A 23,892-nucleotide genomic window follows, 5' to 3' on the forward strand; every position below is an offset into this window, starting at 1 on the left:
ATCGCATTACTCGTACGGGGCTATCACCCTCTAAGGCCCAGCTTTCCTGACTGGTTCCGATTGTCTTTGATGTATCACTGGCCTGGTCCGCGTTCGCTCGCCACTACTAACGGAGTCTCTGTTGATGTCCTTTCCTCCAGGTACTTAGATGTTTCAGTTCCCTGGGTTTGCTTGAAACCTCCTATGTATTCAGAAGTCTCATACCTTCTTTTGATAACCGGAAATCCAAAACCTCTTCGATCGAAATCTAAAGGCCTAGGCATCTCACATTTCTGTTCGAACCCCACACCACAGTCTTTCGACTGAGGTCTTGGAGTTCCGGCTATCGAAGGTGGGTTTCCCCATTCGGAAATCCATGGATCAAAGCTTCTTCGCAGCTCCCCACGGCTTATCGCAGCGTAGCACGTCCTTCATCGCCTCTCAGCGCCAAGGCATCCACCGAACACCCTTAAGGCACTTGATTGCTCTCATTATCAATGTCCACACACTCGGCAGAATGTTGTCTGCAGAATTGCCAAGAAACCTAAGTCTCTAAGGCACGCGCCCTCGATGAACGCTATCTGCAGCCGGACAATGATTAGAAAGACCAGCTTGCTTCGTAAGATCGTTCCGATAGCGAGGCGGTCAAGCTTCGCTAAAAGGATCATTTACAACTCGCTTGTCTTTCAGATGCAGCCTTGTGAGCTACCCTGGAAGACGCACGAGCGCCGAAATGATCCGGAGATAATGAAGTATCGCGCAACAATTGCTTGTTGCCCGATCCAACTCGGATCGATCTCCTCTTTACGATGTCAGAAATCACGCAGCTTACTGTCCATCCGGACTAGTAAGTGCGAAGTGATGTTTCGCGGACGACGGTATGGATAGTCGGTGATCAAACCATCTGGTGGAGCCAGACGGGATCGAACCGACGACCTCATGCTTGCAAAGCACGCGCTCTCCCAGCTGAGCTATGGCCCCGTAACCAGAAGACGAATGCTCACTCGATGAGTGTGGTGGGCCTGGGAAGACTTGAACTTCCGACCTCACGCTTATCAAGCGCGCGCTCTAACCAACTGAGCTACAAGCCCCTAACGCATATCCAGTCAAGGACCAGGGATTCTGCAAGGTTGCAGCCCCAGCGCGTGTTCGTCCGCGAAGAAAGAGAAACGAAGACGGCGAAATCCCGCCAATGCAGCTCAACGATCCTGACGACCGTTGGCCACTGATGTTTCTAAAACGGTTCGATAGAAGCAAGCTTCTGAAGAACCATCCTTAGAAAGGAGGTGATCCAGCCGCAGGTTCCCCTACGGCTACCTTGTTACGACTTCACCCCAGTCGCTGACCCTACCGTGGCCGGCTGCCTCCCTTGCGGGTTAGCGCACCGTCTTCAGGTAAAACCAACTCCCATGGTGTGACGGGCGGTGTGTACAAGGCCCGGGAACGTATTCACCGTGGCGTGCTGATCCACGATTACTAGCGATTCCAACTTCATGGGCTCGAGTTGCAGAGCCCAATCCGAACTGAGACGGCTTTTTGAGATTTGCGAAGGGTTGCCCCTTAGCGTCCCATTGTCACCGCCATTGTAGCACGTGTGTAGCCCAGCCCGTAAGGGCCATGAGGACTTGACGTCATCCCCACCTTCCTCGCGGCTTATCACCGGCAGTCTCCTTAGAGTGCTCAACTAAATGGTAGCAACTAAGGACGGGGGTTGCGCTCGTTGCGGGACTTAACCCAACATCTCACGACACGAGCTGACGACAGCCATGCAGCACCTGTGTTCCAGGCTCCGAAGAGAAGGTCACATCTCTGCGACCGGTCCTGGACATGTCAAGGGCTGGTAAGGTTCTGCGCGTTGCGTCGAATTAAACCACATGCTCCACCGCTTGTGCGGGCCCCCGTCAATTCCTTTGAGTTTTAATCTTGCGACCGTACTCCCCAGGCGGAATGCTTAAAGCGTTAGCTGCGCCACTAGTGAGTAAACCCACTAACGGCTGGCATTCATCGTTTACGGCGTGGACTACCAGGGTATCTAATCCTGTTTGCTCCCCACGCTTTCGTGCCTCAGCGTCAGTATCGGGCCAGTGAGCCGCCTTCGCCACTGGTGTTCTTGCGAATATCTACGAATTTCACCTCTACACTCGCAGTTCCACTCACCTCTCCCGAACTCAAGATCCTCAGTATCAAAGGCAGTTCTGGAGTTGAGCTCCAGGATTTCACCCCTGACTTAAAGACCCGCCTACGCACCCTTTACGCCCAGTGATTCCGAGCAACGCTAGCCCCCTTCGTATTACCGCGGCTGCTGGCACGAAGTTAGCCGGGGCTTATTCTTGCGGTACCGTCATTATCTTCCCGCACAAAAGAGCTTTACAACCCTAGGGCCTTCATCACTCACGCGGCATGGCTGGATCAGGCTTGCGCCCATTGTCCAATATTCCCCACTGCTGCCTCCCGTAGGAGTTTGGGCCGTGTCTCAGTCCCAATGTGGCTGATCATCCTCTCAGACCAGCTACTGATCGTCGCCTTGGTGAGCCATTACCTCACCAACTAGCTAATCAGACGCGGGCCAATCTTTCGGCGATAAATCTTTCCCCGTAAGGGCTTATCCGGTATTAGCACAAGTTTCCCTGTGTTGTTCCGAACCAAAAGGTATGTTCCCACGCGTTACTCACCCGTCTGCCGCTGACGTATTGCTACGCCCGCTCGACTTGCATGTGTTAAGCCTGCCGCCAGCGTTCGCTCTGAGCCAGGATCAAACTCTCAAGTTGGACTTGAACTTTGAACCGGCTGATCACAACGTTTTGACGAGGTCCCACCATTTTTCATCGACCGAAGTCGATGAGCTGCCCGCGATTCACATCGCTGGCAACGATGGTGTAACCTTAAAACGTGTACCGCCGAAGTCTTTCGTCCGGCCCCGATCCAAAAAGCCGAAGCTCTTTAAATGCGAGACCCGCAAGGACTCCGCCGTCCACGTTTCTCTTTCTTCATCTTCACTTGTCAAACAGCCCGGGACCAAGAGGCCCCAACCTTCCAGAGAGGAAGGGTTCCGACACCCTTACCGACGATGGATGAACTCCAATCGACTTACGTCGACTGTTGTGTCACTCAACAAGGTGAGGAGCATCAGTGGCGCGTTCGCTCGCCTTGGTCAGTGACCCGGCGGCGCCGCGCTCAGTGGTCGGGTTATAGGCCCCACCCATCGGGGTTGTCAACGCCGATTGTCAGAAAATCGTCGCACGGTGGATTGTTGCGAAAACATTGGCGATTCCAGTGAGTTAGAGAAGCGCCGAGCGGCTGGATCGGGCCGGCGCGGAGAAAAAACCCAAAAAAAGTTTGGGCCCGAGGGGGCTCCGGAAGCGGCATGGAGGTGCCTTGAACGCGGCTCGGTCGCGACCTGACGCGGCTAGGGGCGCCCGCCCGTGGAAGGCCCCTGGCTCCCGGCCGTTTAGGGAAACTTTTCCATATTAGGCGCCGTACTTGAGCCACAATCCCCCGGCGTTCTGGTACAGACAAAGCTTGAATCGCAGGGATGCCAGTGGGGGCTGCCGGCGGTTCGTGTGGGGTCAGAGGAAGGCGATCATACGATGAAGCGGCCTTCTTCAGACATTCGAGACACATCGAGAGATCTTTTTCCGCTTAGCTGTTCGTAATTTCGGCCGGTCCGTCATCTGGGCCTTCTGACCGCGGATGCCTATGCGGCTTGCCTTTTCCAGAGACGCCCCGAAGAGGGCGGCGTAAGGAGGGGCTCAAGACAGGACTGCTCGGAACGAGGCTGCTCGAAATCGGGCTCTCGGGTCGTTGATTGGGGGACTTGGGTTGAACCACAGGACGTCACGCGGCGCTTACGGGCGTGAGACCGGGATCATCGATCTCGGCCACGAGCCGCCGCTGTCCGTCGATGGTTCGGAAGCCGCCGTCATCGATCGCCGCCGTGTTTCGGTGCAATGGTTCAGCGGGACGATTCTAACCGGACTTTGCGGCGCAGCCCTGATCGGCGGCGCCGTTTTCGCTTCGCTCGATGGCGAGATGACCTTCGCCAAGGTGCCGGAGCGCGTCGAAGGCGCTCTGCGCGGCGCATTCGGCGCAGCCGATCGCGCCGCCACGCTGCACAAGAGCGACCGCCTGCCGCCCCCGAACGAATCCACGGCCTCGCGCAACATCGTGCGCGTCTCGACCGTCGCCCGCGTCGGCAACCGCGACGTGATGCGGGTGCGTCCCTTCATCCGGATTGCCGGCAATCTGTCGATGACGACGAGCGATCTGTCGGCGAAGATCCCGCCGTTCAACGCCCAGCGCCTTCTCACCGATGTCGGCTCCGATCCGAAGACGGCATCCGAGGATCCGAACAATCCGGAAGCCGTCGAACCCGACGCCGAGGTCTCGTTCGTCACCAAGGACCTCTCCCAGGTGCTGCCGAAAGCCAAGATTTCCGCAGTGGTGGCGCTCGACGACATCCTGATGCGGGTGCGCGATGCCGCCAACTGGCGCGGCAATGGCGGGGTGCGCTACGCCGCGCTCTCCAATGCTGCGGCCGACGTCTCCGGCGCGACCGGCCCGTCCGAGATCAGAAGCGCCTACGCCACCGAAGTTTCGCCGTCCGATCCCTATGCCGGCTTCGAGACGCGCGTGGTGCCGGAAAACGTCACGCTGCTGCCGAAGACCAAGGAGCAGATCACCGGCGGCAATCCCAACGGCGAACGCGTCCACGTGGTCAAGAAGGGCGACAGCGTCGCCGGCGTGCTGCGTGATCTCGGCGCCACGGCCGAGGAGATCAAGGCGATCACCGCGACACTTGGGCCGCGCGGCCGCGACGGCGGCCTGAAGGAAGGCGAGAAGCTGCGCATCCTGATGGCGCCCGCAAGCCCCGGCGCCCGTCTGCAGCCCTACCGCGTCGTGATCGCCAACGAGACCATGGTCGAGGCGATCGCGGCGCTGTCCGATCTCGGCAAATACGTCGCGGTCGACGTCTCCAGCATGAATACCGTCGCCGAGGCGGCGGCGAACGCCAACAGCGACGACGATGACGACGATGACGGCACGGGCGTGCGGCTCTATCAGAGCATCTACGAGACCGCGATGCGCAACAAAGTGCCGATGCCCGTCATCGACGACATGATCAAGATCTATTCCTACGACGTCGATTTCCAGCGCAAGGTGGCGCCGGGCGATTCATTCGACGTGTTCTACGCCGGCGAAGACGAAGGCGTGACCGCGAGCGAAAAGAACGACGTGCTGTTCGCTTCGCTCACGCTCGGCGGCGAGACCAAGAAATACTACCGCTACCAGAGCCCCGACGACGGCGTCGTCGACTACTATGACGAGACCGGCAAGAGCGCGAAGAAGTTCCTGGTGCGCAAGCCCGTCAACAACGCCATCATGCGCTCCGGCTTCGGCGGCCGCCGTCACCCCATCCTCGGCTATGTGAAGATGCATACCGGCGTCGACTGGGCCACCTCCTACGGCACGCCGATCTTCGCCTCCGGCAACGGCGTGATCGAGAAGGCCGGCCCCGAGGGCGGCTACGGCAAATACATCCGCATCAAGCATAACAACGGCTACGAGACCGCCTACGGCCACATGTCGGCCTTCGCCAAGGGCATGGAGCCCGGCAAGAAGGTGCGGCAGGGCCAGGTGATCGGCTTCGTCGGTTCGACCGGCGCGTCGACTGGCCCGCACGTCCACTACGAAATCCTGGTCAACGGCCGCTTCGTCGATCCGCTGCGTGTGAAACTGCCGCGCGGCCGCTCGCTGGAAGGCCCGATGCTGGCCGGCTTCGAGAAGGAGCGCGATCGGCTCGACGGCATGATGAGCGGCCGCGCCGGCGCGATCGCCCGGATGTCAGACGCAACCGGCGGTCCGCTGCAGGTCACCAACCGCTAAAGCCGGCGAACCGGCCGAGATCGGCCGGACACCTTCAAACACGATCCGGATTTGACGTCGTCGTGCAGGTCCGCTTGGCGCCATCACAACGTCAAGTTTCGTTTGCCAAAGCGGCATGAGGAGCGAATACTTTCCAAAAAACCGGGAGGTCTCGCCATGAAGAACAGGCTCGCCTGCGCAGCCTTCGTCGCTGCGATTGTCTCCGCAACCAGCGTTTCGGCTGAAAACTGGGAGGTCACCCGGCTCGTCCCGGGCTCGGCGTTCCACGGCGTGCACGGGCTTGCGATCGACAAGGCCGGCCATCTGTTTGCCGGCAGCGTCGCGGGCGCGGCGCTCTACGAGGTCGACATCGCCGGCGGTACCGCCAAGGTTGCAATCCCCGCTCCGATCGGAATGGCCGATGACATCGCGTTCGCGCCCGACGGCACCATGGCCTGGACCGGATTCCTGGCCGGCGATCTCTATTCGCGCAAGGGCGACGGCCCGATCAAGAAGCTCGCCAGCGGCCTTCCCGGTATCAATTCGCTCGCCTTCCGCAAGGACGGCAGGCTGTACGCCACCACCGTCTTCCTCGGCGACACGCTCTATGAGATCGACGTCGAGGGCGTCAAACCGCCGCGCCAGATCATGGAGAAGATGGGTGGCCTCAATGGCTTCGAGTTCGGTCCCGACGACAAGCTCTACGGTCCGCTCTGGTTCAAGGGGCAGGTCGCAAAGGTCGACGTCGACAAGGCCGAGCTGACCGTCGTCGCCGAGGGCTTCAAGGTCCCGGCCGCGGTGAACTTTGATTCCAAGGGCAATCTCTGGGTGGTCGACACCGCGCTCGGCCAGCTCGTTCGGGTCGATCCCAAGTCGGGCACCAAGACCATGGTCGCGCAATTGAAGCCGTCGCTGGACAATCTCGCGATCGACGACGAGGACCGAATCTACGTCTCCAACATGGCCGACAACGGCATTCAGGAGGTCGATCCGGCGACCGGCCAGGCGCGGCAGGTCATCATCGGCAAGCTCGCTTTGCCCGGCGGCATCGGCGTCACGTCAGAGAGCGGCAAGGATACGATCCACGTCGCCGACGTGTTCGCTTATCGCACGGTGGACGGCGCGACCGGCGAGGTCATCGAGAAAGCCCGCATGCACGCCGCCGGCGTCACGCTCGAATATCCGATGAGCGCGACCGCGAAGGGCAACGATGTGGTGCTGTCGAGCTGGTTCACCGGCACGGTTCAGGTGATCGACGGCAAGACCGGCGCCATCCGCGACATGCTGCACGGCTTCAAGGCGCCGCACGACGCGCTCGTGCTCGCGGACGGCAGCATTCTGGTGGCCGAGCTTGGCACCAAATCGCTGGTCCGCGTCAGCGGCGAGCACGGCAAGGACCGCACCCCGCTGATCGGCGGCCTCGAAGGCCCGGTCGGGCTCGTCGGCGGATCGAGCGGCGAGGTCTTTGTCACCGAAGCCTTCGCGGGCGTCGTGTCCAAAATCGAGACGAACGGCGAAAAGACCGTGCTCGCCAAGGACCTGAAAATGCCCGAGGGGATCGCACGCGCCAGGGACGGCAAGCTGATCGTGGCGGAGGTCGGTGCCAAGCGATTGATCGAGATCGCGCCGGAGACCGGCAAGGTCACCGAGATCGCCGCCAATCTTCCGATCGGCCTGACGGGTGCGCCCGGAGGACTGCCAACCCACATCCCGACGGGCGTCGGCATCGGGGAATCCGGCACGATCTATTTCTCTTCTGACATCGAGAACGCGATCTACAAAGTCACGAAGAAATAAGTCCCCGCAGTAGTTCGCCAACAACCCGCAAAACAAACCGCCCCGGAGAGGTCGACATCTCCGGGGCGGCTTGTGGCTTCAGGCTTCGAATGCCGGCGATCAGTTCAGCTTGCGCTTCGACACCGGCGCCTCGAACTGGGCGATCTCCGCGGTCTGCGGCGCCTTGCCGTTGAAGGTCAGCACGTTGCCTTCAGACGAGATCGCAACGCTGTCGCCGTCCTTGACGTCGCCGGCAAGGATCATCTCGGCGAGCGGATCCTGGACGTGACGCTGGATCACGCGCTTCAGCGGCCGTGCGCCGTAGGCGGGATCCCAGCCCTTGGCGGCGAGCCAGTCGCGGCCCGCAGCGTCGAGCGTCAGCACGATCTTGCGATCGGTCAAAAGCTTTTGCAGCCGCGCGAACTGGATTTCGACGATCCGGCCCATCTCGCTCCTCTGCAAGCGATGGAACAGGATGATCTCGTCGACGCGGTTGAGGAATTCGGGGCGGAAATGCCCCCGCACCATTCCCATCACCTGCTCGCGCACGGCCGAAGTGTCCTCGCCCTCCGGCTGGTTCACCAGAAACTCCGAACCGAGGTTCGAGGTCATGATGATCAGCGTGTTGCGGAAGTCGACGGTGCGACCCTGGCCGTCGGTAAGGCGGCCGTCGTCGAGCACCTGCAACAGGACATTGAAGACGTCGGGATGCGCCTTCTCGATCTCGTCGAACAGCACCACCTGGTAGGGCCGGCGCCGCACCGCTTCGGTCAGTGCACCGCCCTCGTCATAGCCGACATAGCCCGGAGGCGCGCCGATCAGCCGCGAGACCGAGTGCTTCTCCATGTACTCGGACATGTCGAGGCGAACCATCGCGGTCTCGTCGTTGAACAGATATTCGGCGAGCGCTTTCGTCAGCTCGGTCTTGCCGACGCCGGTCGGCCCCAGGAACATGAACGAGCCGGTCGGCCGGTTCGGATCCTGCAGCCCCGCGCGGGAACGGCGCACGGCGGTCGCGACCGCACGCACGGCCTCGGCCTGGCCGACGACGCGCTTGCCGAGCGAGTCCTCCATTCTCAGGAGCTTGTCCTTCTCGCCTTCCAGCATCTTGTCGACGGGCACGCCGGTCCAGCGCGAGACCACCTGCGCGATATGGTTGGCGGTGACCGCCTCCTCCATCATCTCGCCGGAGTTTTCCTTGGCCTCGATGTCTGCAAGCTGCTTTTCCAGCTCGGGGATCCGGCCATAGGCCAGCTCACCGGCCTTCTGGAATTCACCGCGGCGCTGCGCGTTGGCAAGTTCGACTCGCAAGCCGTCGAGCTCGGCCTTCAGCTTCTGGGCGTCGGAGAGCTTGTTCTTCTCCGCGCTCCAGCGTGCGGTGAGCGCCGCGGACTTCTCCTCGAGGTCGGCCAGTTCCTTCTCCAAGGTCTGCAGGCGGCTCTTCGAACCGGCATCGCTCTCTTTCTTCAATGCTTCCTGTTCGATCTTCAGCCGGATGATTTCCCGATCCATCGAATCCAGCTCTTCCGGCTTGGAATCGACCTGCATCTTGAGCCGCGCGGCCGCCTCGTCCATGAGGTCGATCGCCTTGTCCGGCAGGAAGCGGTCGGTGATGTAGCGGTTGGACAGCGTCGTGGCGGCGACCAGCGCGGAATCGGTGATCCGCACGCCATGGTGCTGCTCGTACTTGTCCTTCAGCCCGCGCAGAATGGAGATCGTATCCTCGACCGAAGGCTCGCTGACGAAGATCGGCTGGAAACGCCGCGCCAGCGCCGCGTCCTTTTCGACGTGCTTCTGGTACTCGTCGAGCGTGGTCGCGCCGATGCAGTGCAGCTCGCCGCGGGCGAGCGCAGGCTTGAGCAGGTTGGACGCGTCCATCGCGCCATCGCCCTTGCCGGCGCCGATCAGCGTGTGCATCTCGTCGATGAACAGGACGAAATTGCCCTCGCTCCCGGTCACCTCCTGGAGCACGGCCTTCAGCCGCTCCTCGAACTCGCCGCGATATTTTGCACCTGCAATCAGCGAGCCGAGGTCGAGCGACAACAGCTTCTTGTCCTTCAGGCTCTCCGGCACGTCGCCGTTGACGATGCGCAGCGCCAGGCCCTCGGCGATGGCAGTCTTGCCGACACCGGGCTCGCCGATCAGGACCGGATTGTTCTTGGTCCGGCGCGACAGCACCTGGATCGTGCGCCGGATCTCCTCGTCGCGGCCGATGACCGGATCGAGCTTGCCGTCGCGCGCCGCCTGGGTGAGGTCGCGGGCATATTTCTTCAGCGCGTCATACGCGTTCTCTGCGGTTGCGGAGTCGGCGGTCCGGCCCTTGCGCAGCGCTTCGATCGCCGCGTTGAGGTTCTGCGGGGTGACGCCGCCCTTGGCCAGGATCGCACCCGCCTCGCTGGTCTTCTCCAGCGCGAGGCCGAGCAGCAGCCGCTCGACCGTGACAAAGCTGTCGCCGGCCTTCTCGCCGGCCTTTTCGGCGGCGTCGAAAGTGCGGGCGAGCTCGGGCGCCAGATAGATCTGGCCGGCGCCGCCGCCTGAGACCTTCGGCACCTTGCTCAAGGCGTCCTCGGTCGCCTTCAGGATTGCGCGGGAATTGCCGCCGGCGCGGTCGATCAGGCCGGCAGCGAGGCCTTCATTGTCGTCCAGCAGCACTTTCAGGACGTGCAGGGTCGAAAACTGCTGGTGCCCTTCGCGCACCGCAAGCGACTGCGCGGACTGGACGAAGCCCCTGGAGCGTTCGGTATATTTGTCGATATTCATATCGTGGTCTTTCCCTCGGCCTGCCCCTGGAGCCCTCTAAGGCACTCCAAACGGCATCTTCATTGGGTTTCCGATTACCGCATTGACGTTTCTCAACCGGTAACGGTCGTTATCAGCCGGCGCTGGCGCCGGCCTGACCCAGATGTGGGAAGCGAGGCTTCGGACCGGAAGAGGCGAGTTCACAATTTCGTGCGCGGACCCGCCGCTTGGCGCCGGTGGGCCGAATCCCCTAAGTAGCGGCATGACACCTAGCGCAATGACAGCCAGCCAGACCGGCGAGATCACCGGCCTCTACCGCTACGCGATCAAGGGCCTGACGCCGGAGCCCCTGCTTCGCGTCTTCCTGCGAGCCGGCCAGACCCTGCCCGCCGACCGCCGCTACGCCATCGAGAACGGCCCCAGCGGCTTCGATCCGGAAGAGCCGCAGTGGAAGCCGAAGACCCAGTTCCTGATGCTGGCGCGGAATGAGCGGCTGGCTTCGCTCGACAGCCGGTTCGAGGACGCGACCAACCGCCTGATCATCCGCAAGGACGGCCAGATCGTCGCCAGTGGGGATCTCGAGACCGCGGCCGGGCGCGCCGCCGTCGAGGACTATTTCAGGGACAACTTTCAGCCGGAGCTGAAGGGCCCGCCCAAGGTCCTGTCCGGCCGTGACCACAGCTTTTCCGACGTCGCCCGCAAGGTCGTGTCCATCATCAATCTCGACAGCGTCCGCGCGCTCGAGACCATGCTCGGCGGCGCCGCCGTCCACCCGCTGCGCTTCCGCGCCAATCTCTACGTGAAGGGCTGGCCGGCCTGGTCCGAACTCGACCTCGTCGGCCAGACGCTGGCGATCGGACAGGCCCGGCTGCAAGTGGTCAAGCGCATCAAGCGCTGCCCGGCTACCAATGTCGACCCTGATACCGCCAGACGCGATCTCGAAATCCCGGCCGCGCTGTCGAGCAATCTCGGCCACATGGACTGCGGCATCTATGCCGAGGTGATCGCCGACGGCGACATCGGCGTGGGTGACGCGGTTGCGTTGGAAGAGCCGAAGCTGGTGTGACGCGGCGCCGGCTCCACGTACTCCGTCATTGCGAGCGCAGCGAAGCAATCCAGATATCGATCTGCTGAGACGGTCTGGATTGCCTCGTCGCTTCGTTCCCCGCAATGACGGGGAGAAGAAACCTCAATTCGGCATCACATAGGCATAGATCCGGCCGCGCGAGACCGGTGCTTCGCGGACGCGGTTGCCGTTATTGCCTGAGATCATGATCGGATTCCCTTGCGCGTCGACACCGGTGATGATGCCAACATGACCGCCCCGGCCGCCGCGCGACATGACCGCGATGGCGCCGACCTGCGGACCGGAGACGCGCGTGCCGTAATGCGCGAACGAATTCGCCATATCGGAGCCGGTGCCACGGTGACCGGTTTTCTCAAGCACCATGTTCATGAACCGCGCGCACCACAGGCTGCCGCGGCCGGTCGGATTGCCGCCGACATAGCGGCGCGCCTCGGACACGAGGCCCGACCCGCCGCCAAAGCCGCCGCTGCTCGTCGCGCTATTGGCCATGCCGCCGACATTCGCGTCAGTGGCCAGGCCACCGCCACGTCTCGTGGCGATTCGACGGCTGGCGCGCGTGGTCATCCCGCCGCTGGTAACCATTCCAGCGTTGCCGCTCATGGCCATTGCACCGCTGCCGCTCATGGCCATCCCACCGCTGCCGCTCGTGGCCATTCCACCGCTGCCGCTCATGGCCATTCCACCGCTGCCGCTCATGGCGATGCCGCCGCTATTGGCGTTCGGGTCATAGCTGGCGAAGGTGTTGCCGAAGCCGCTCGCCTGCAATTGCGCCGCGCCGCGCTCGAAGCGCGAGCTGCGTGCGTGATATCGGGAATAATGATGATGTCTGCTGGCGTGATGCGTGTAAGCGTAAGCGTACCGCTCTGTGCTATGACGATGAGGTCGTGCTGACGCCGGAAAGGCGAGTGCGGCGATCGCCGCGAAGAAAACAGCCAGCGCGACGACACAGCGCGACAGGCGAGACGCAAACAACTCGAACATTCTTCATCCTTCGTTGACACCCCCACTTCCCAATCGGCCCGTGCGGTGGCCGACATCCGCGGGCTGTATCAGTATCCCGATGTGGCGAGAACAAGACGCGGTCGCGAAGATTTTGGACGATGATTAACAAGTGTTAGCATCATATGCGCTGACCGCAGGACGGCATTCCAATGCCGCAGCCACCTCAGGGAGAAAACCGGATGCCTCACGCCCTCACGAAAGACAATTGTCGTCTCTACTTCGAAGAAGCAGGCGCGGGCACGCCGATTATTTTTCTGCACGAATTCGCGGCCGACTACACCAATTGGGAGCCGCAGATGCGCTACTTTTCGCGCGGCCATCGCTGCATCACCTATTCCGCGCGCGGCTACACGCCATCGGACGTGCCTGATGGCGAGGTCTACGGCTATACGCATTTCTATACCGATGCGCTCGCGGTGCTCGACCATCTGAAGATCGATCGCGCGCACTTCGTCGGCCTCTCGATGGGCGCCTATTCGTCGCTCCAGATCGGGCTCAACGCGCCCCAACGCGCGCTGTCGATGACGCTCGCCGGCGTCGGCTCAGGCTCGGAGATCGAGAACCTCGACGCCTGGCGCAAGCAGTGCCGCGCCAACGCGGAGCAATTCGAGATGCTCGGCTCAGCCGAAGTCGCAAAAGTCACGCGCGAGGCGCCGAGCCGGATTCCCTTCCTGGTGAAGGACCCGCGTGGCCACGCCGATTTCTACGCTGCCCTGGCGCGGCACGACGCCAAGGGATCGGCGCGGACGATGCGCGGGTTTCATGCCGGCCGTCCCTCGATCTTTACGATGACGGACGCGATCAGAGGCGCCACGAAGCCGGCACTCATCATCTGCGGCGACGAGGACGATCCGTGCGTGGGCGCAAGCCTGTTCCTGAAGAAGCATCTGCCTGCGGCGGGGCTCGCCATGTTTCCGAAGTCCGGCCACGTGCTCAATCTCGAAGAGCCCGCCCTGTTCAACGAAACGGTGGAACGGTTCGTCACGCTGGTGGAAGCGGGAAGATGGCCGGTACGCGATCCGAGATCGCTGGCGGCGCATTAGCGCTACGCTCGCAATGACGAAAAACTACTTCCTGCCGCCCCGCGTCAGCAGAAACACGCCCTGCTCGCCGAACAGATTCCACACCCACCAGGGCATCCGCAGCCGCAGCGGGCGGCCGTAGAGGTCGAGCGCCTCGGCACGTTCCATCTTGACGTCGATCGCGTCGCAGAGTTCGACGAAGTCCTTGATGGTACAGAAATGGATGTTGGCGGTGTCATACCAGCTTGCCGGCAGATTCTCCGTGCGCGGCATGTGGCCGCCGATCAGGAGCTGGAGCCGCATCTTCCAGAAGCCGAAATTCGGGAACGACACGATGGCGCGGCGGCCGATGCGCAGCAAATTCTCCAGCACCACTTTCGGCTGCCGCGTCGCCTGCAAGGTTTGCGACAGGATCACGTAGTCGAAGGCGTCATCCGGATAATTCACGAGGTCGGTGTCGGCATCGCCCTGCACCACCGCCAGACCCTTGGCGACGCAGCGGTTGACGCCCTCGCGCGACAGCTCGATGCCGCGGCCGTCGACGCCGCGGGTTTCCAGCAGTTGGAGCAGGTCGCCCTCGCCGCAGCCGACGTCGAGCACCTTCGAGCCCGGCTTGACCATCTCGGCGACCAGCACATGGTCGGCGCGAAAATCACCGGGCCGCCCGGTCGCAACGCCGCCCAGCGGCAACGCTTCCTGTACAGACATGCCTAGCCGTCCTTGTTAAGCATTCTTGGCGGCAAGCCCGCGCGCCTTGCCTGCCGACTGCAGGAAGGCACGGGCGATGTCGAAGAACTCGGGCACGTCGAGCAGGAACGCGTCGTGACCGCGATCGGTCTCGATCTCGGCGAACGACACCCGCGCACTCGACGCATTCAGCGCGTGCACCAGCGCGCGCGATTCCGAGGTCGGGAACAGCCAGTCGCTGGTGAAGGAGACCACGCAGAAGCGGGTCTGGATTCCCGCGAACGCCTTCGCCAGCACGCCGCCATGGTCGCCGGCAATGTCGAAATAGTCCATCGCGCGGGTCAGATAGAGATAGGAGTTCGCGTCGAAGCGCTCGACGAAGGACGAGCCCTGGTAGCGCAGATAGGACTCGACCTGGAAGTCGGCGTCGAACGAGAAGGTCGGCAGCTCGCGGTCCTGCATGCGCCGTCCGAATTTTCGATGCAGCGCGGCGTCCGAGAGATAGGTAATGTGCGCCGCCATCCGGGCGACAGCGAGCCCGCGATGCGGATGGATACCGTGATCGGCATAGCCGCCATGGTGCCAATCGGGATCGGCCATCACCGCCTGGCGGCCAAGCTCGTGGAACGCGATGTTCTGTGCCGAGTGTCGTGTCGAGCAGGCGATCGCCAGCGCGGAGAACACGCGGCTCGGATACGCCGCAGTCCATTGCAGCACTTGCATGCCGCCCATCGAGCCGCCGACGACCGCGAACAGCGTGTCGATGCCGAGCCGGTCGATCAGCATCGCCTGCGCGCGCACCATGTCGGGGATGGTGATGACGGGGAAATCGAGACCCCAAACCTTGCCGGTCGCGGGATTGATCGATGCCGGACCGGTCGAGCCCATGCAGCCGCCGATCACGTTGGAGCAGATGATAAAATACTCGCGGGGATCGAGCGGTCGACCGGGGCCGACCAGGGTCTCCCACCAGCCGGGCTTGCCGGTGACAGGGTGCACATTGGCGACGTGCTGGTCGCCGGTCAGCGCATGGCAGATCAGGATCGCGTTGGAGCGATCGGCATTCAGCTCACCGTAAGTCTGGTAAGCGATCTGGAACGGGCTGAGATCGACACCGCAATCCAGCCGAAGCGGCTGCTCCGTGCCGAACTGCGCGACCTGCGAGCTCGGATGATCCACCTCGTGCGACCGCTCGTCGGCGGTGATCGCGGGACTCGGAATTGACTGGACGCCAACCATCTGACCATCGACCTCGTTTGCGATCGTCGTGGTGACCGCATTGACATCAGGCCATGAAAAACCCGGCCTGAACGATAGGTTCGGCCGGGATCGAAAGGGTCCCCGGCCTGTTTAGCGAGTTTTTTAACGTGGCTGCAAGCCGGCCGGCTCAAATGACCACGGAACGGCTAAAAACTACCGTCTTGGACGGTTTTCGTCAAGTCGCGGCCCGGATCGACCAAATTCGCCTGTCGCGCCGCGGGCGGAACGGCCCCGATTTGCCTTTGCATTTCTCTTTGCTTTCGCAGCCCCGACTGCCTAATCAGGCATTCATCGCAGCGGTGACGGCTCGCCTGATCCGTATTGGAACGCCTCTCAACAGCACCTCACAGACATGTCCCAACGTCCGCCCGCGCCACCATCGCTCCAGGAATTGCGCAAGGAGATCGACGCGATCGACGAGGGCATGCATCGCCTGCTGATGCAGCGCGGCGACATCATCGACCGCCTGATCCAGGTGAAGCAGACCCAGGAGGTCGGCTCGGCGTTTCGGCCTGCGCGTGAGGCCGCCATGATGCGCGACCTCGTCCAGCGCCATCGCGGTATCCTGCCGCTCGACACCGTCGAGAGCATCTGGCGCGTCATCATCGCGACGTTCACTTACGTCCAGGCGCCGTTCTCCGTGCATGCCGATGTTTCGGCAAGCGAGCCGGCCATGCGCGATTCCGCGCGATTCCATTTCGGCTTCACCGTGCCTTACGTCGCGCATTTCAGCGCGCAGGCGGCGGTCGAGGCCGTCGCGAAGTCCAAGGGCGATCTGGCGCTGGTCTCGGCGACCTCGAGCCGCACGCCGTGGTGGCTGTCGCTGGAAGAAGCCGGCGCGCCAAAAATCATCGCGCGGCTGCCCTTCGTCGAGCGCGCCGACCATCCGGCGGCGTTGCCCGTGTTCGCAGTCTCGCGCGTCGCCGACAGCGCGCTGGTGACGGAGGTCGAGACCTTCAGCGTGCGCGTGTCGGGGTGGAACGCCGAGGTCGCGCGCGCCCTGTCACCGCTCGCCGAGATCGTGGCCGTGCCCGATACCGCCTTCGACGGCGCCGCGCTGCTGGTCTCGGTCACCGCGACGAGCAGCCTCGACAAAATCAAGGCTGCCCTGATCGAGGCGGGGGCCTCGGTGCGCTCCACGGCCCTCGTCGGCAGCCACGCAACGCGCTATACGGTGCCCCCGACCGGGTCGAAATCGTAAGTCGCGAACCGCCTGCCATTCCGGAGTTGAAGATGTCCCGCCCTGTGCCGAATCCCGGCATTCTCGATATTGCGCCCTACACGCCCGGCAAGACTCCGGTGGCAGAGCCCGGCCGCAAGGTTTTCAAGCTCTCGGCCAACGAGACGCCGTTCGGGCCCTCGCCGAAGGCGATCGAGGCGTTCAAGCACGTTGCGGATCATCTGGAAGACTATCCGGAAGGAACCTCGCGCGTGCTGCGCGAAGCGATCGGGCGCACCTTCGGGCTCGATCCCAACCGCATCATCTGCGGCGCCGGCTCGGACGAGATCCTCAATCTGCTCGCCCACACCTATCTCAGCCACGGCGACGAGGCGATCTCGACCACGCACGGCTTCTTGGTCTACCCGATCGCAACCATGGCGGTCGGCGCGAAGAATGTCGTCGCGGCCGAGAAGAACCTCACCTGCGATGTCGACGCCATCCTCAAGGCGGTGACGCCGAAGACAAAGCTGGTCTGGCTCGCCAATCCCAACAATCCGACCGGCACCTATGTGCCGTTCGATGAGGTCAAGCGCCTGCGCGCCGGCCTGCCCTCGCACGTGCTGCTGGTGCTGGACGCAGCCTATTGCGACTACGTCTCGCGTAACGATTACGAGATGGGGATCGAGCTGGTGGCGACGACCGAGAACACGGTCGTGACCCACACCTTCTCCAAGATCCATGGTCTCGCGGCGCTGCGCATCGGCTGGATGTTCGGCCCCGAGCACATCATCGACGCGGTCAACCGCATCCGCGGTCCCTTCAACGTGTCGACGCCGGCGATGTACGCTGCCGTTGCCGCGATCGAGGACACCGCACACCAGGCCATGTCGAAGCAGTTCACCGAAACCTGGCGCAACTGGCTCGCCGAGGAGATCGGCAAGCTCGGGCTGACGGTGACGCCGAGCGTTGCCAATTTCGTGCTGATCCACTTCCCGACCGAGGGCAAGACCTCGGATGCAGCCGACGCCTTCCTCACCAAGCGCGGGCTGGTGCTGCGCGGGTTAAAGAACTACGGACTGCCGCATTCGCTGCGCATGACCATCGGCACCGAGGAGGCCAACCGCCTCGTCGTCGAGGGCCTGCGCGACTTCATGGCCGGACGATGAGCGCGACCGCGCACTTCCAGCGCGTCGCGCTGATCGGCTTCGGCCTGATCGGCGGCTCGATCGCGCGCGCTGCGAAGCTCCAGGGCTTGGCTGGCGAGATCGTCACCACCGCGCGCTCGGAGAAGACGCGCGCACGCGTGATGGAGCTCGGCATCGTCGATCAGGTCGTGGGGACAAATGCGGAAGCCGTGAAGGACGCCGATCTCGTCATCCTCTGCATTCCCGTCGGCGCCTGCGGGCCGGTGGCGCAGGAGATCGCCGCGCACCTCAAGCCTGGCGCGATCATCTCCGACGTCGGCTCGGTCAAGGGCGCCATCGTCAGGGATATGGCGCCGCATCTGCCGAATGGCATCCATTTCGTGCCGGCGCATCCCGTCGCGGGCACCGAGCATTCGGGCCCCGATTCCGGCTTCGCCGAGCTCTTCATCAACCGCTGGTGCATCCTCACCCCGCCAGAGGGCGTTGATGCAGCTGCCACCGACCGCCTGCGCGCGTTCTGGGCGGCGATGGGCGCCAAGGTCGAGATCATGACGCCGGATCATCATGATCTCGTGCTCGCGATCACCAGCCATCTGCCGCATCTGATCGCCTACACCATCGTCGGCACCGCCGACGAGCTGGCGCAGGTGACGGAATCGGAAGTCATCAAATTCTCCGCCGGCGGCTTTCGCGATTTCACGCGCATCGCCGCCTCCGATCCGACGATGTGGCGCGACGTCTTCCTCGCCAACAAGGAAGCCGTGCTGGAGATGCTCGGCACCTTTACCGAGGATCTGGCAAAGCTCACCCGCGCAATCCGCCGCGGCGACGGCGAGGCGCTGTTCGACCACTTCACCCGCACCCGCGCCATCCGCCGCGGCATCGTCGAAATCGGCCAGGACTCTGCCGCGCCCGACTTCGGCCGGCCGCATGCGGCGCTGAAGAAGCCGTAGCCACCCCTCTCACCTCCGTCATTGCGAGGAGCGCAGCGACGAAGCAATCCAGACTGTCTCCGAAGAGAAAGTCTGGATTGCTTCGCTTCGCTCGCAATGACGGAGCAATCAATACAGCGGCGGGATCTGGCCGACCTTGACCGGGCCGAGCAGCACATTGCCGTCGACGAACTTCAGCGGGAAGCTGCGGGCCTTCTTGCCTTCCAGCGTGCTCTCGGTTCCGATCGAATTGATGCCGGCGGCAACGCCGGCATTGGCGTTCTGCTTGATGACCTTGCTGAGGCCGGGAACGGCGCGGTCGAGCGCGCCGAACAGATTGTTGAGGTCCTGCGACTTCACGCCGGGCGCGACGCGATCGAGGGTTGCCTGCGGCACTCCCTCCTCCAGCATCTTCTCGATGCCGAGCGCGGGGATCACGCGCTCGAGCCCCGTCACCGTCATCTGCAACTCGCCGTCGAGACGGCCGTTAGCCGAGAGCCCGAGCGTGCCGGCCGCGACAGCAATCATCTCGCCCTGCTGGATGCGGGACTGCACGATCTCGATATGGCCGCCGGCGGCCTGGATCTCGCGGAAGCGCTGCGGCCACGGCTTTGGCGTGAGGTCGGACAGTCCGGTGATCTTCGCCCGCGTGTCGGCCTCGAACGGCTCGGCGAGCAGCGGATGTACGCCCTGGATGCTGCCCTGCGCGATCTGGAGCACGGTCTCGATCACGGGATGATCGGACGGCGATCCATCCGCAAGGCGTCCATGCAGCTCGACCTGTTTCGCGCGCGCGAGCGGCACCTGCACGCTGCCGTCAACACGATTGACGGTGGGCTCCTCGAACACGATGGAGGCGCGCTCCGGCACGGCGGGCAAGCCGACCACGCTGCTGCGACCCTTGCTCCAGTTCACGACGAAGGTGTTTTGCGTGACGCCGTCAGTGAGCGTCGCGGGTGCGGTGAATTCGGCGATGACGCGCTTGGGATCATAGACCTGGGCGAGGACCAGGATGTTGTCGAGCTTCGCCGTGAACGGCGTCTTGCTGGCGTTCTGCGACACCAGGGCGACGCTGGCGCCGGAACACTGGACCTCGAAGCGGAAGGGGAAGCCCGCGATTGAGCGCTTGGCGCAATCATAGATACGGCCGGATTTGGCCTCCTGCGCGCGCCAGGCATCGGCGGCGATTTCGGCCTGCGACGCCGCATAGAACCAGAAGCCGCTCCACGCCACCGCGAGGATCAGGAGGATGACAGGGGCGATGAAAAGGCCCCAACGGGAGCGCCGGCCTGCGGCAACGGTCATATCGGACATGCGGCGACCCTTTGACCCCTGATTTTGTCAAATGTAAGCGAGCTTGGCTTGCTCCGAAAGGCGGAGAATTCGCTTCGTTTGGGGGCGCGGTTCTGGTAGCCGTGCCCGAAATGTCGGAAATCACCCTCCCCTCCGTCACCACTGCCAAGGGCGACCTCTGGGTGTTCGGCTACGGCTCGCTGATGTGGCGGCCGGGCTTCGAATTCGAGGAGCGCGTCCCGGCGCGGCTGGTCGGCGAGCATCGCGCGCTCTGTGTCTATTCCTTCGTGCACCGTGGCACGCCGGAGAAGCCGGGTCTGGTGCTCGGCCTCGACCGCGGCGGCGCCTGCCGCGGCATCGCCTTCCGCGTCGCCGAAAAGAACCGCGCCGACGTCGTCGGCTATTTGCGCGCGCGCGAGCAGGTGACGTCGGTCTATCGCGAAGTCATGCGCTCGGTGTGGCTGGAGAACGACGCACGGCAGCGCGTCTCCGCGCTCGCCTATGTCGTCGACCGCGGCCATGTGCAATATGCGGGCCGGCTGTCGCTCGCCGACCAGCATCGCCACGTGCTCCAGGGCCACGGCCAGTCCGGCGCCAACCGCGACTACGTGACCGCGACGGTGAAGGCGATCGAGGCCGAAGGTTTTCGCGACGCGCCGCTGCATCAGCTCGCCACGATGCTGCATGGTGATGCGCATTCTCAGCACGCGCCGGCTCCAGTGGACGATCGGGAAAACCGCTAGCTCTCGGACGGCGCATAGCTCGGCGCCGAGCCGATCAGCTGCTCCTGCTCCCTGCGGCCCGCTTCGACGAGGCGGCCGGTCGCGTCTTCGATCGCCGTTTGCACACGGGAGAGAAACTCGTCCTTGGGCAAGCCTGGCGGCAGCGGATCGAGGAATTCCACCACCAGCGTGCCGGGATAGCGCATGAAGGTGCGGCGCGGCCAGAACAGGCCGGAATTGAGCGCGATCGGCAGGCACTGCGCACCGCAGGACGAATAGATCTGCGCGAAGCCGCTCTTGTAGTCCGGTGGCGCGCCCGGGGCACGGCGCGTGCCTTCGGGAAAGATCACGAGCTGCCCGCCGCTGCGCACCGCCTCACGGGCCCGCCGCGTCATGTCCAGCAGCGCCTTGACGCCGGCGTTGCGGTCGATCGCGATCATCCCGGTCTTGACCAGGAACTGACCGAACACCGGGATCTGCATGAGCTGACGCTTGAGGATGAAAATCGGACGGTCGAAAAAACCCGGCAGGACGAACGTCTCCCAGAACGACTGGTGCTTCGCCACGACGACCAATGGCCCCGTCGGAATCTTTTCGAGGCCGCGGAATTCCACCTTGATGTTGCAGACCGCCCGCATCAGAAACAGCGTCGCCTTTGCCCACCATTGCGCGACCGTGAGCATGGCGCGCGGCGGCAATGCGAAGGTCGGCAGCGCCACGATCGCGAGGCACACCAGCACGGTGTAGAACAGCACGTTGAACACGAGCGATCGCAGGAAAATCAAGAACATCGATGATCCGATCAATTGCCGATCAGTTGGCCTGTGCGGTGGCGGGCCGCTTCGGTTGAAGCCCGGGAGGCTGCTCCGACATCTCGGGCGAAAGGTCAATCCCGAAATCCTCCAGCCGCACCCTGAGCTCGGCCGCGATGTACTTGACATATTCCGACAGCAGCAGCCGCAAGGTGGACGCCGAGGTCCACCACGGCTCCTCGCGCCATTTGTCGCCGACCACCACGAATGGGATCAGTGTCGTCTCCGGCATCGCATGCGAGAATTCCACCAGCGCGCGCGGCATGTGATAGTTCGAGGTGACGACGATCAGCGATTTGAAGCCGCGCCCCGCGGCCCAGCGCCGCGCTTCCGCGGCATTGCCGCGGGTCGAGACCGCGGTGCGGTCGAGATCGACGCAGCAACGCATGAAGGACTGGTTCTCCGGCAACGTCCGGGAGATGTCGCTCGCCGTCGAGGTCGGGTGCACGCCGGAGATCAGGAGCCTCCTGCCGTAGCCGGCAGCGAGCAGCTCCATCGCATCCGACACCCGCGATGAGCCGCCGGTCAGCACCACGATGCCGTCCGCCCTGCGGTCCGGCGCGATCTCGGCGCCGCGCAATTGCGACAGAAACGCAATGAAGCCCGCCGCGGCGCCGACGAAAGCGAGCGCAATCGTCGAGATCACGGCCGCGCGCAGCCAGCCGCGCGGCAGTTTCGGCGATCGATCGTCGGTCGGCGCGGTCATGCGATGTCGGTGATCCCTTCCCAGAGGCGATTTTAGGACGTTTTGAGGCGAAGTGGAGTCCGGTCTGTCGGCCTCAATCGACATCATTCAGCGTCGCGAACAGCGTCTGGCGCGAGGCGACTGCGGTGATGGCGCCGATCAGCACGGCCTGCACCGCAAGCACGATGTAGCCGGACGGCCGCAGCGAGAAGGTGCCGAGCAGCGCGGCGAACTGGTCGCCGACGGGGGTGCCGGAAAACCAGCCTGCAATCGACTCGGAGAAGCCGAACACCAGCATGGCGGCGCCGCCGCCGATCACGCCGCCCTCCAGCCCCAGCCTGAGGAAATGACGCAGGAAGCGGTTGGCAATGTAGCGGTCGCCGGCGCCGACGAAATGCAGCACCTCGACGATCGGACGGTTCGCCGCCATGGCACCCCGGGTCGCGAACGACACCGAGATGATGGTGGCGACGATGACGAGCGCGAGGATGCCGAGGCCGGCGAGCACGGTGGCGTTGGTCATCGAGCGCATGCGCTCGATCCATGCGCGGTGATCGTCGACGCTGGCGCTTGGCGCCACCTGGGTCACGCGGGCGCGCAAGGCGACGAGATCGAGCGCCGTGCCGGGCTGCACGCGCGCGATGATCATGCGCGGCACCGGCAGATCGTCCATCGACAGGCCGGTGCCGAGCCAGGGCTCGAGCAGCTTGCCGCTCTCGTCCTTGGTGAACGGCTTGACCTCGACGATGCCGGCTTGCGCGCGCATGGCCTCGGTTACCGCCGCGGTGTCGCGTTCGAGATCGCGGCCCGCCTGCGGGCGGACCTGGATGGTGATCTCGCTCGCGACGTCCGACTGCCATTCGGCGGCGGAGGCGCTGACCAGCAGCACCGTGCCGGTCGTCATCGAAGCCAGGAAGGTCATGATGGCAACGACGGCGACCAGCGCGCGGCCATGGATCGAGGCGCGCGGCACGATCGGCGACATGTTGCGCGCCCGGGCCGGAAGCGGCGGCCCCTCCTGTCCGAGATCGACCAGCACGCCGCGTTCGTCGGGCCTACTCATAGACGTGCAGCCGTCCCTGGTGCAGCACGAAGCGTCGCGCCTCGTACTGGTCCATCAGGGCGATATCGTGGGTGGCGATGATGACGGCCGTGCCTGACTTGTTGAGCTCGATGAACAGCCGCAGCAGGCGGCGACCGAGCGTCGGATCGACGCTGCCGGTCGGCTCGTCGGCCAGCAGCAGCTGCGGCCGCGAGATCACGGCGCGGGCGATCGCCGCGCGCTGCTTTTCGCCGCCGGACAGGATCGGCGGCAGCGCGTCCATGCGCTCGCCGAGCCCGACCCATTTCAGGAGGTCGATGACCTCCTTGCGGTAGCTCGATTCGCTGCGGCCCATGACGCGGAACGGCAGCGCGACGTTCTCATAGGTGGTCATGTGGTCGAGCAGACGGAAATCCTGGAGCACGATGCCGATGCGCTTGCGCAAGTTTGCGATCTCGTCCTTGCCGAGCTGCGAGATGTCGTGACCGAACAAATTGACGAGGCCCCGCGTCGGGCGATGCGACAGGAACAACAGGCGCAGCAACGAGGTCTTGCCGGCGCCGGACGGGCCGGTGAGAAACTGGAAGGAATGCGCCGGGATCTGGAAGTTGAGGTCGCGCAAGACCTCGGGCCCCAGGCCGTAACGCAATCCGACATTTTCGAACCGAACCAAGCTCAGCTCCGT

17 protein-coding genes, 2 tRNA genes, 2 rRNA genes and 1 riboswitch (1 of these 22 only partly in view) are annotated in these 23,892 nt (G+C 63.7%); of the genes, 8 read left to right on the forward strand and 13 right to left on the reverse strand.

Translation table 11 applies throughout. The features are described from left to right. From AC0L27_RS08375 to AC0L27_RS08390, 4 genes are all read right to left on the reverse strand, one after another. A 23S ribosomal RNA gene (locus tag AC0L27_RS08375) occupies nucleotides 1-463 on the reverse strand; it reaches 2,410 nt to the left of the window's first position. A 421-nt stretch (nucleotides 464-884) separates the two neighbouring features. Then, nucleotides 885-960 (reverse strand) — tRNA-Ala (locus AC0L27_RS08380). Between the two features lie 33 nt (nucleotides 961-993). Next, a tRNA-Ile gene (locus AC0L27_RS08385) sits at nucleotides 994-1,070 on the reverse strand. Nucleotides 1,071-1,258: 188 nt separating this feature from the next. Continuing rightward, nucleotides 1,259-2,747, reverse strand: a 16S ribosomal RNA gene (locus tag AC0L27_RS08390). Together the 16S and 23S rRNA genes with 2 tRNA genes alongside form the textbook arrangement of a ribosomal RNA operon. 1,051 nt (nucleotides 2,748-3,798) lie before the next feature. Between AC0L27_RS08390 and AC0L27_RS08395 the strand changes: the two genes are divergently transcribed. Together AC0L27_RS08395 and AC0L27_RS08400 are read left to right on the forward strand one after the other, a co-directional pair. Further along, the gene (locus AC0L27_RS08395) at nucleotides 3,799-5,862 is read left to right on the forward strand and encodes a M23 family metallopeptidase (RefSeq protein WP_354061184.1); all 2,064 of its coding nucleotides are present in this window, start codon (nucleotides 3,799-3,801) and stop codon (nucleotides 5,860-5,862) included. 156 nt (nucleotides 5,863-6,018) lie between these two features. Then, on the forward strand, nucleotides 6,019-7,638 hold the full coding sequence (locus AC0L27_RS08400; protein WP_354207907.1) for an NHL repeat-containing protein: 1,620 nt from the start codon (nucleotides 6,019-6,021) through the stop codon (nucleotides 7,636-7,638). Nucleotides 7,639-7,737: 99 nt separating this feature from the next. Here AC0L27_RS08400 and clpB read toward each other — a convergent pair whose 3' ends face one another. Further along, nucleotides 7,738-10,377, reverse strand: coding sequence for an ATP-dependent chaperone ClpB (gene clpB, locus AC0L27_RS08405; protein WP_354207905.1), 2,640 nt, complete (start codon nucleotides 10,375-10,377; stop codon nucleotides 7,738-7,740). A gap of 256 nt (nucleotides 10,378-10,633) precedes the next feature. Here clpB and AC0L27_RS08410 point away from each other — a divergent pair, with 256 nt between their 5' ends. Further along, a complete protein-coding gene (locus AC0L27_RS08410) occupies nucleotides 10,634-11,422 on the forward strand; it encodes an MOSC domain-containing protein (RefSeq protein WP_354207903.1) in 789 nt (262 codons plus the stop codon). Between the two features lie 123 nt (nucleotides 11,423-11,545). Here the strand turns inward: AC0L27_RS08410 and AC0L27_RS08415 are convergent, their stop codons facing one another. Then, a complete protein-coding gene (locus tag AC0L27_RS08415; RefSeq protein ID WP_354207901.1) occupies nucleotides 11,546-12,424 on the reverse strand; it encodes a TIGR02594 family protein in 879 nt (292 codons plus the stop codon). A gap of 200 nt (nucleotides 12,425-12,624) precedes the next feature. Here AC0L27_RS08415 and AC0L27_RS08420 point away from each other — a divergent pair, with 200 nt between their 5' ends. Then, complete coding sequence (locus tag AC0L27_RS08420) at nucleotides 12,625-13,488, forward strand: alpha/beta fold hydrolase (protein ID WP_473318614.1); 864 nt, start codon at nucleotides 12,625-12,627, stop codon at nucleotides 13,486-13,488. 24 nt (nucleotides 13,489-13,512) lie between these two features. On the opposite strand, the gene metW is transcribed toward AC0L27_RS08420, so the two are convergent. Both metW and metX read right to left on the reverse strand, forming a co-directional pair. Further along, on the reverse strand, nucleotides 13,513-14,175 hold the full coding sequence (gene metW, locus AC0L27_RS08425) for a methionine biosynthesis protein MetW (RefSeq protein ID WP_354207897.1): 663 nt from the start codon (nucleotides 14,173-14,175) through the stop codon (nucleotides 13,513-13,515). Nucleotides 14,176-14,190: 15 nt separating this feature from the next. Beyond that, nucleotides 14,191-15,393 (reverse strand): homoserine O-acetyltransferase MetX, encoded by a 1,203-nt coding sequence (gene metX / locus AC0L27_RS08430; protein WP_354207895.1) that lies wholly within the window; start codon nucleotides 15,391-15,393, stop codon nucleotides 14,191-14,193. Nucleotides 15,394-15,483: 90 nt separating this feature from the next. Continuing rightward, nucleotides 15,484-15,563, reverse strand: a riboswitch (SAM riboswitch). Nucleotides 15,564-15,766: 203 nt separating this feature from the next. Between metX and AC0L27_RS08435 the strand changes: the two genes are divergently transcribed. From AC0L27_RS08435 to AC0L27_RS08445, 3 genes are read left to right on the forward strand one after another with little or no spacing between them, the layout of a single operon-like run. Further along, nucleotides 15,767-16,615 carry a chorismate mutase gene (locus AC0L27_RS08435; protein WP_354207893.1) on the forward strand — a complete coding sequence of 283 codons (849 nt, stop codon included), beginning with the start codon at nucleotides 15,767-15,769 and terminating at the stop codon, nucleotides 16,613-16,615. 32 nt (nucleotides 16,616-16,647) lie between these two features. Next, nucleotides 16,648-17,742, forward strand: a complete 1,095-nt coding sequence (gene hisC / locus AC0L27_RS08440; protein ID WP_354207891.1) for a histidinol-phosphate transaminase — start codon at nucleotides 16,648-16,650, stop codon at nucleotides 17,740-17,742. Further along, on the forward strand, nucleotides 17,739-18,674 hold the full coding sequence (locus AC0L27_RS08445) for a prephenate/arogenate dehydrogenase family protein (protein ID WP_354207889.1): 936 nt from the start codon (nucleotides 17,739-17,741) through the stop codon (nucleotides 18,672-18,674). Before hisC ends, AC0L27_RS08445 begins: the two co-directional genes overlap by 4 nt. A 108-nt stretch (nucleotides 18,675-18,782) precedes the next feature. Here the strand turns inward: AC0L27_RS08445 and AC0L27_RS08450 are convergent, their stop codons facing one another. After that, nucleotides 18,783-19,967, reverse strand: coding sequence for a DUF2125 domain-containing protein (locus tag AC0L27_RS08450; RefSeq protein ID WP_354207887.1), 1,185 nt, complete (start codon nucleotides 19,965-19,967; stop codon nucleotides 18,783-18,785). A 110-nt stretch (nucleotides 19,968-20,077) separates the two neighbouring features. Here AC0L27_RS08450 and AC0L27_RS08455 point away from each other — a divergent pair, with 110 nt between their 5' ends. Beyond that, the gene (locus tag AC0L27_RS08455) at nucleotides 20,078-20,689 is read left to right on the forward strand and encodes a gamma-glutamylcyclotransferase (RefSeq protein WP_354207885.1); all 612 of its coding nucleotides are present in this window, start codon (nucleotides 20,078-20,080) and stop codon (nucleotides 20,687-20,689) included. On the opposite strand, the gene AC0L27_RS08460 is transcribed toward AC0L27_RS08455, so the two are convergent. The 4 genes from AC0L27_RS08460 to ftsE form a co-directional block, all read right to left on the reverse strand. After that, the gene (locus AC0L27_RS08460) at nucleotides 20,686-21,459 is read right to left on the reverse strand and encodes a lysophospholipid acyltransferase family protein (protein ID WP_275170939.1); all 774 of its coding nucleotides are present in this window, start codon (nucleotides 21,457-21,459) and stop codon (nucleotides 20,686-20,688) included. The genes AC0L27_RS08455 and AC0L27_RS08460 overlap by 4 nt on opposite strands. A gap of 22 nt (nucleotides 21,460-21,481) precedes the next feature. After that, nucleotides 21,482-22,186 (reverse strand): YdcF family protein, encoded by a 705-nt coding sequence (locus AC0L27_RS08465; protein ID WP_275170938.1) that lies wholly within the window; start codon nucleotides 22,184-22,186, stop codon nucleotides 21,482-21,484. Nucleotides 22,187-22,259: 73 nt separating this feature from the next. Beyond that, nucleotides 22,260-23,228 (reverse strand): cell division protein FtsX, encoded by a 969-nt coding sequence (locus AC0L27_RS08470; RefSeq protein WP_275170937.1) that lies wholly within the window; start codon nucleotides 23,226-23,228, stop codon nucleotides 22,260-22,262. After that, the gene (gene ftsE / locus AC0L27_RS08475) at nucleotides 23,221-23,880 is read right to left on the reverse strand and encodes a cell division ATP-binding protein FtsE (RefSeq protein ID WP_354061160.1); all 660 of its coding nucleotides are present in this window, start codon (nucleotides 23,878-23,880) and stop codon (nucleotides 23,221-23,223) included. The genes AC0L27_RS08470 and ftsE overlap by 8 nt, the downstream gene beginning before the upstream one ends. Nucleotides 23,881-23,892: the final 12 nt, after the last annotated feature.

The organism is Bradyrhizobium sp. Ken51, from assembly GCF_055807435.1.

Bases quoted from the DNA above. Each gene is read 5' to 3' on its own strand.
- metW (WP_354207897.1), bottom strand. From the start codon at position 14,175: ATGTCTGTACAGGAAGCGTTGCCGCTGGGCGGCGTTGCGACCGGGCGG.
- AC0L27_RS08415 (WP_354207901.1), bottom strand. From the start codon at position 12,424: ATGTTCGAGTTGTTTGCGTCTCGCCTGTCGCGCTGTGTCGTCGCGCTG.
- AC0L27_RS08410 (WP_354207903.1), top strand. From the start codon at position 10,634: ATGACAGCCAGCCAGACCGGCGAGATCACCGGCCTCTACCGCTACGCG.
- hisC (WP_354207891.1), top strand. From the start codon at position 16,648: ATGTCCCGCCCTGTGCCGAATCCCGGCATTCTCGATATTGCGCCCTAC.
- AC0L27_RS08460 (WP_275170939.1), bottom strand. From the start codon at position 21,459: ATGTTCTTGATTTTCCTGCGATCGCTCGTGTTCAACGTGCTGTTCTAC.
- metX (WP_354207895.1), bottom strand. From the start codon at position 15,393: ATGGTTGGCGTCCAGTCAATTCCGAGTCCCGCGATCACCGCCGACGAG.
- clpB (WP_354207905.1), bottom strand. From the start codon at position 10,377: ATGAATATCGACAAATATACCGAACGCTCCAGGGGCTTCGTCCAGTCC.
- AC0L27_RS08465 (WP_275170938.1), bottom strand. From the start codon at position 22,186: ATGACCGCGCCGACCGACGATCGATCGCCGAAACTGCCGCGCGGCTGG.
- AC0L27_RS08455 (WP_354207885.1), top strand. From the start codon at position 20,078: ATGTCGGAAATCACCCTCCCCTCCGTCACCACTGCCAAGGGCGACCTC.
- AC0L27_RS08400 (WP_354207907.1), top strand. From the start codon at position 6,019: ATGAAGAACAGGCTCGCCTGCGCAGCCTTCGTCGCTGCGATTGTCTCC.
- AC0L27_RS08420 (WP_473318614.1), top strand. From the start codon at position 12,625: ATGCCTCACGCCCTCACGAAAGACAATTGTCGTCTCTACTTCGAAGAA.
- AC0L27_RS08445 (WP_354207889.1), top strand. From the start codon at position 17,739: ATGAGCGCGACCGCGCACTTCCAGCGCGTCGCGCTGATCGGCTTCGGC.
- AC0L27_RS08435 (WP_354207893.1), top strand. From the start codon at position 15,767: ATGTCCCAACGTCCGCCCGCGCCACCATCGCTCCAGGAATTGCGCAAG.
- AC0L27_RS08450 (WP_354207887.1), bottom strand. From the start codon at position 19,967: ATGTCCGATATGACCGTTGCCGCAGGCCGGCGCTCCCGTTGGGGCCTT.
- AC0L27_RS08470 (WP_275170937.1), bottom strand. From the start codon at position 23,228: ATGAGTAGGCCCGACGAACGCGGCGTGCTGGTCGATCTCGGACAGGAG.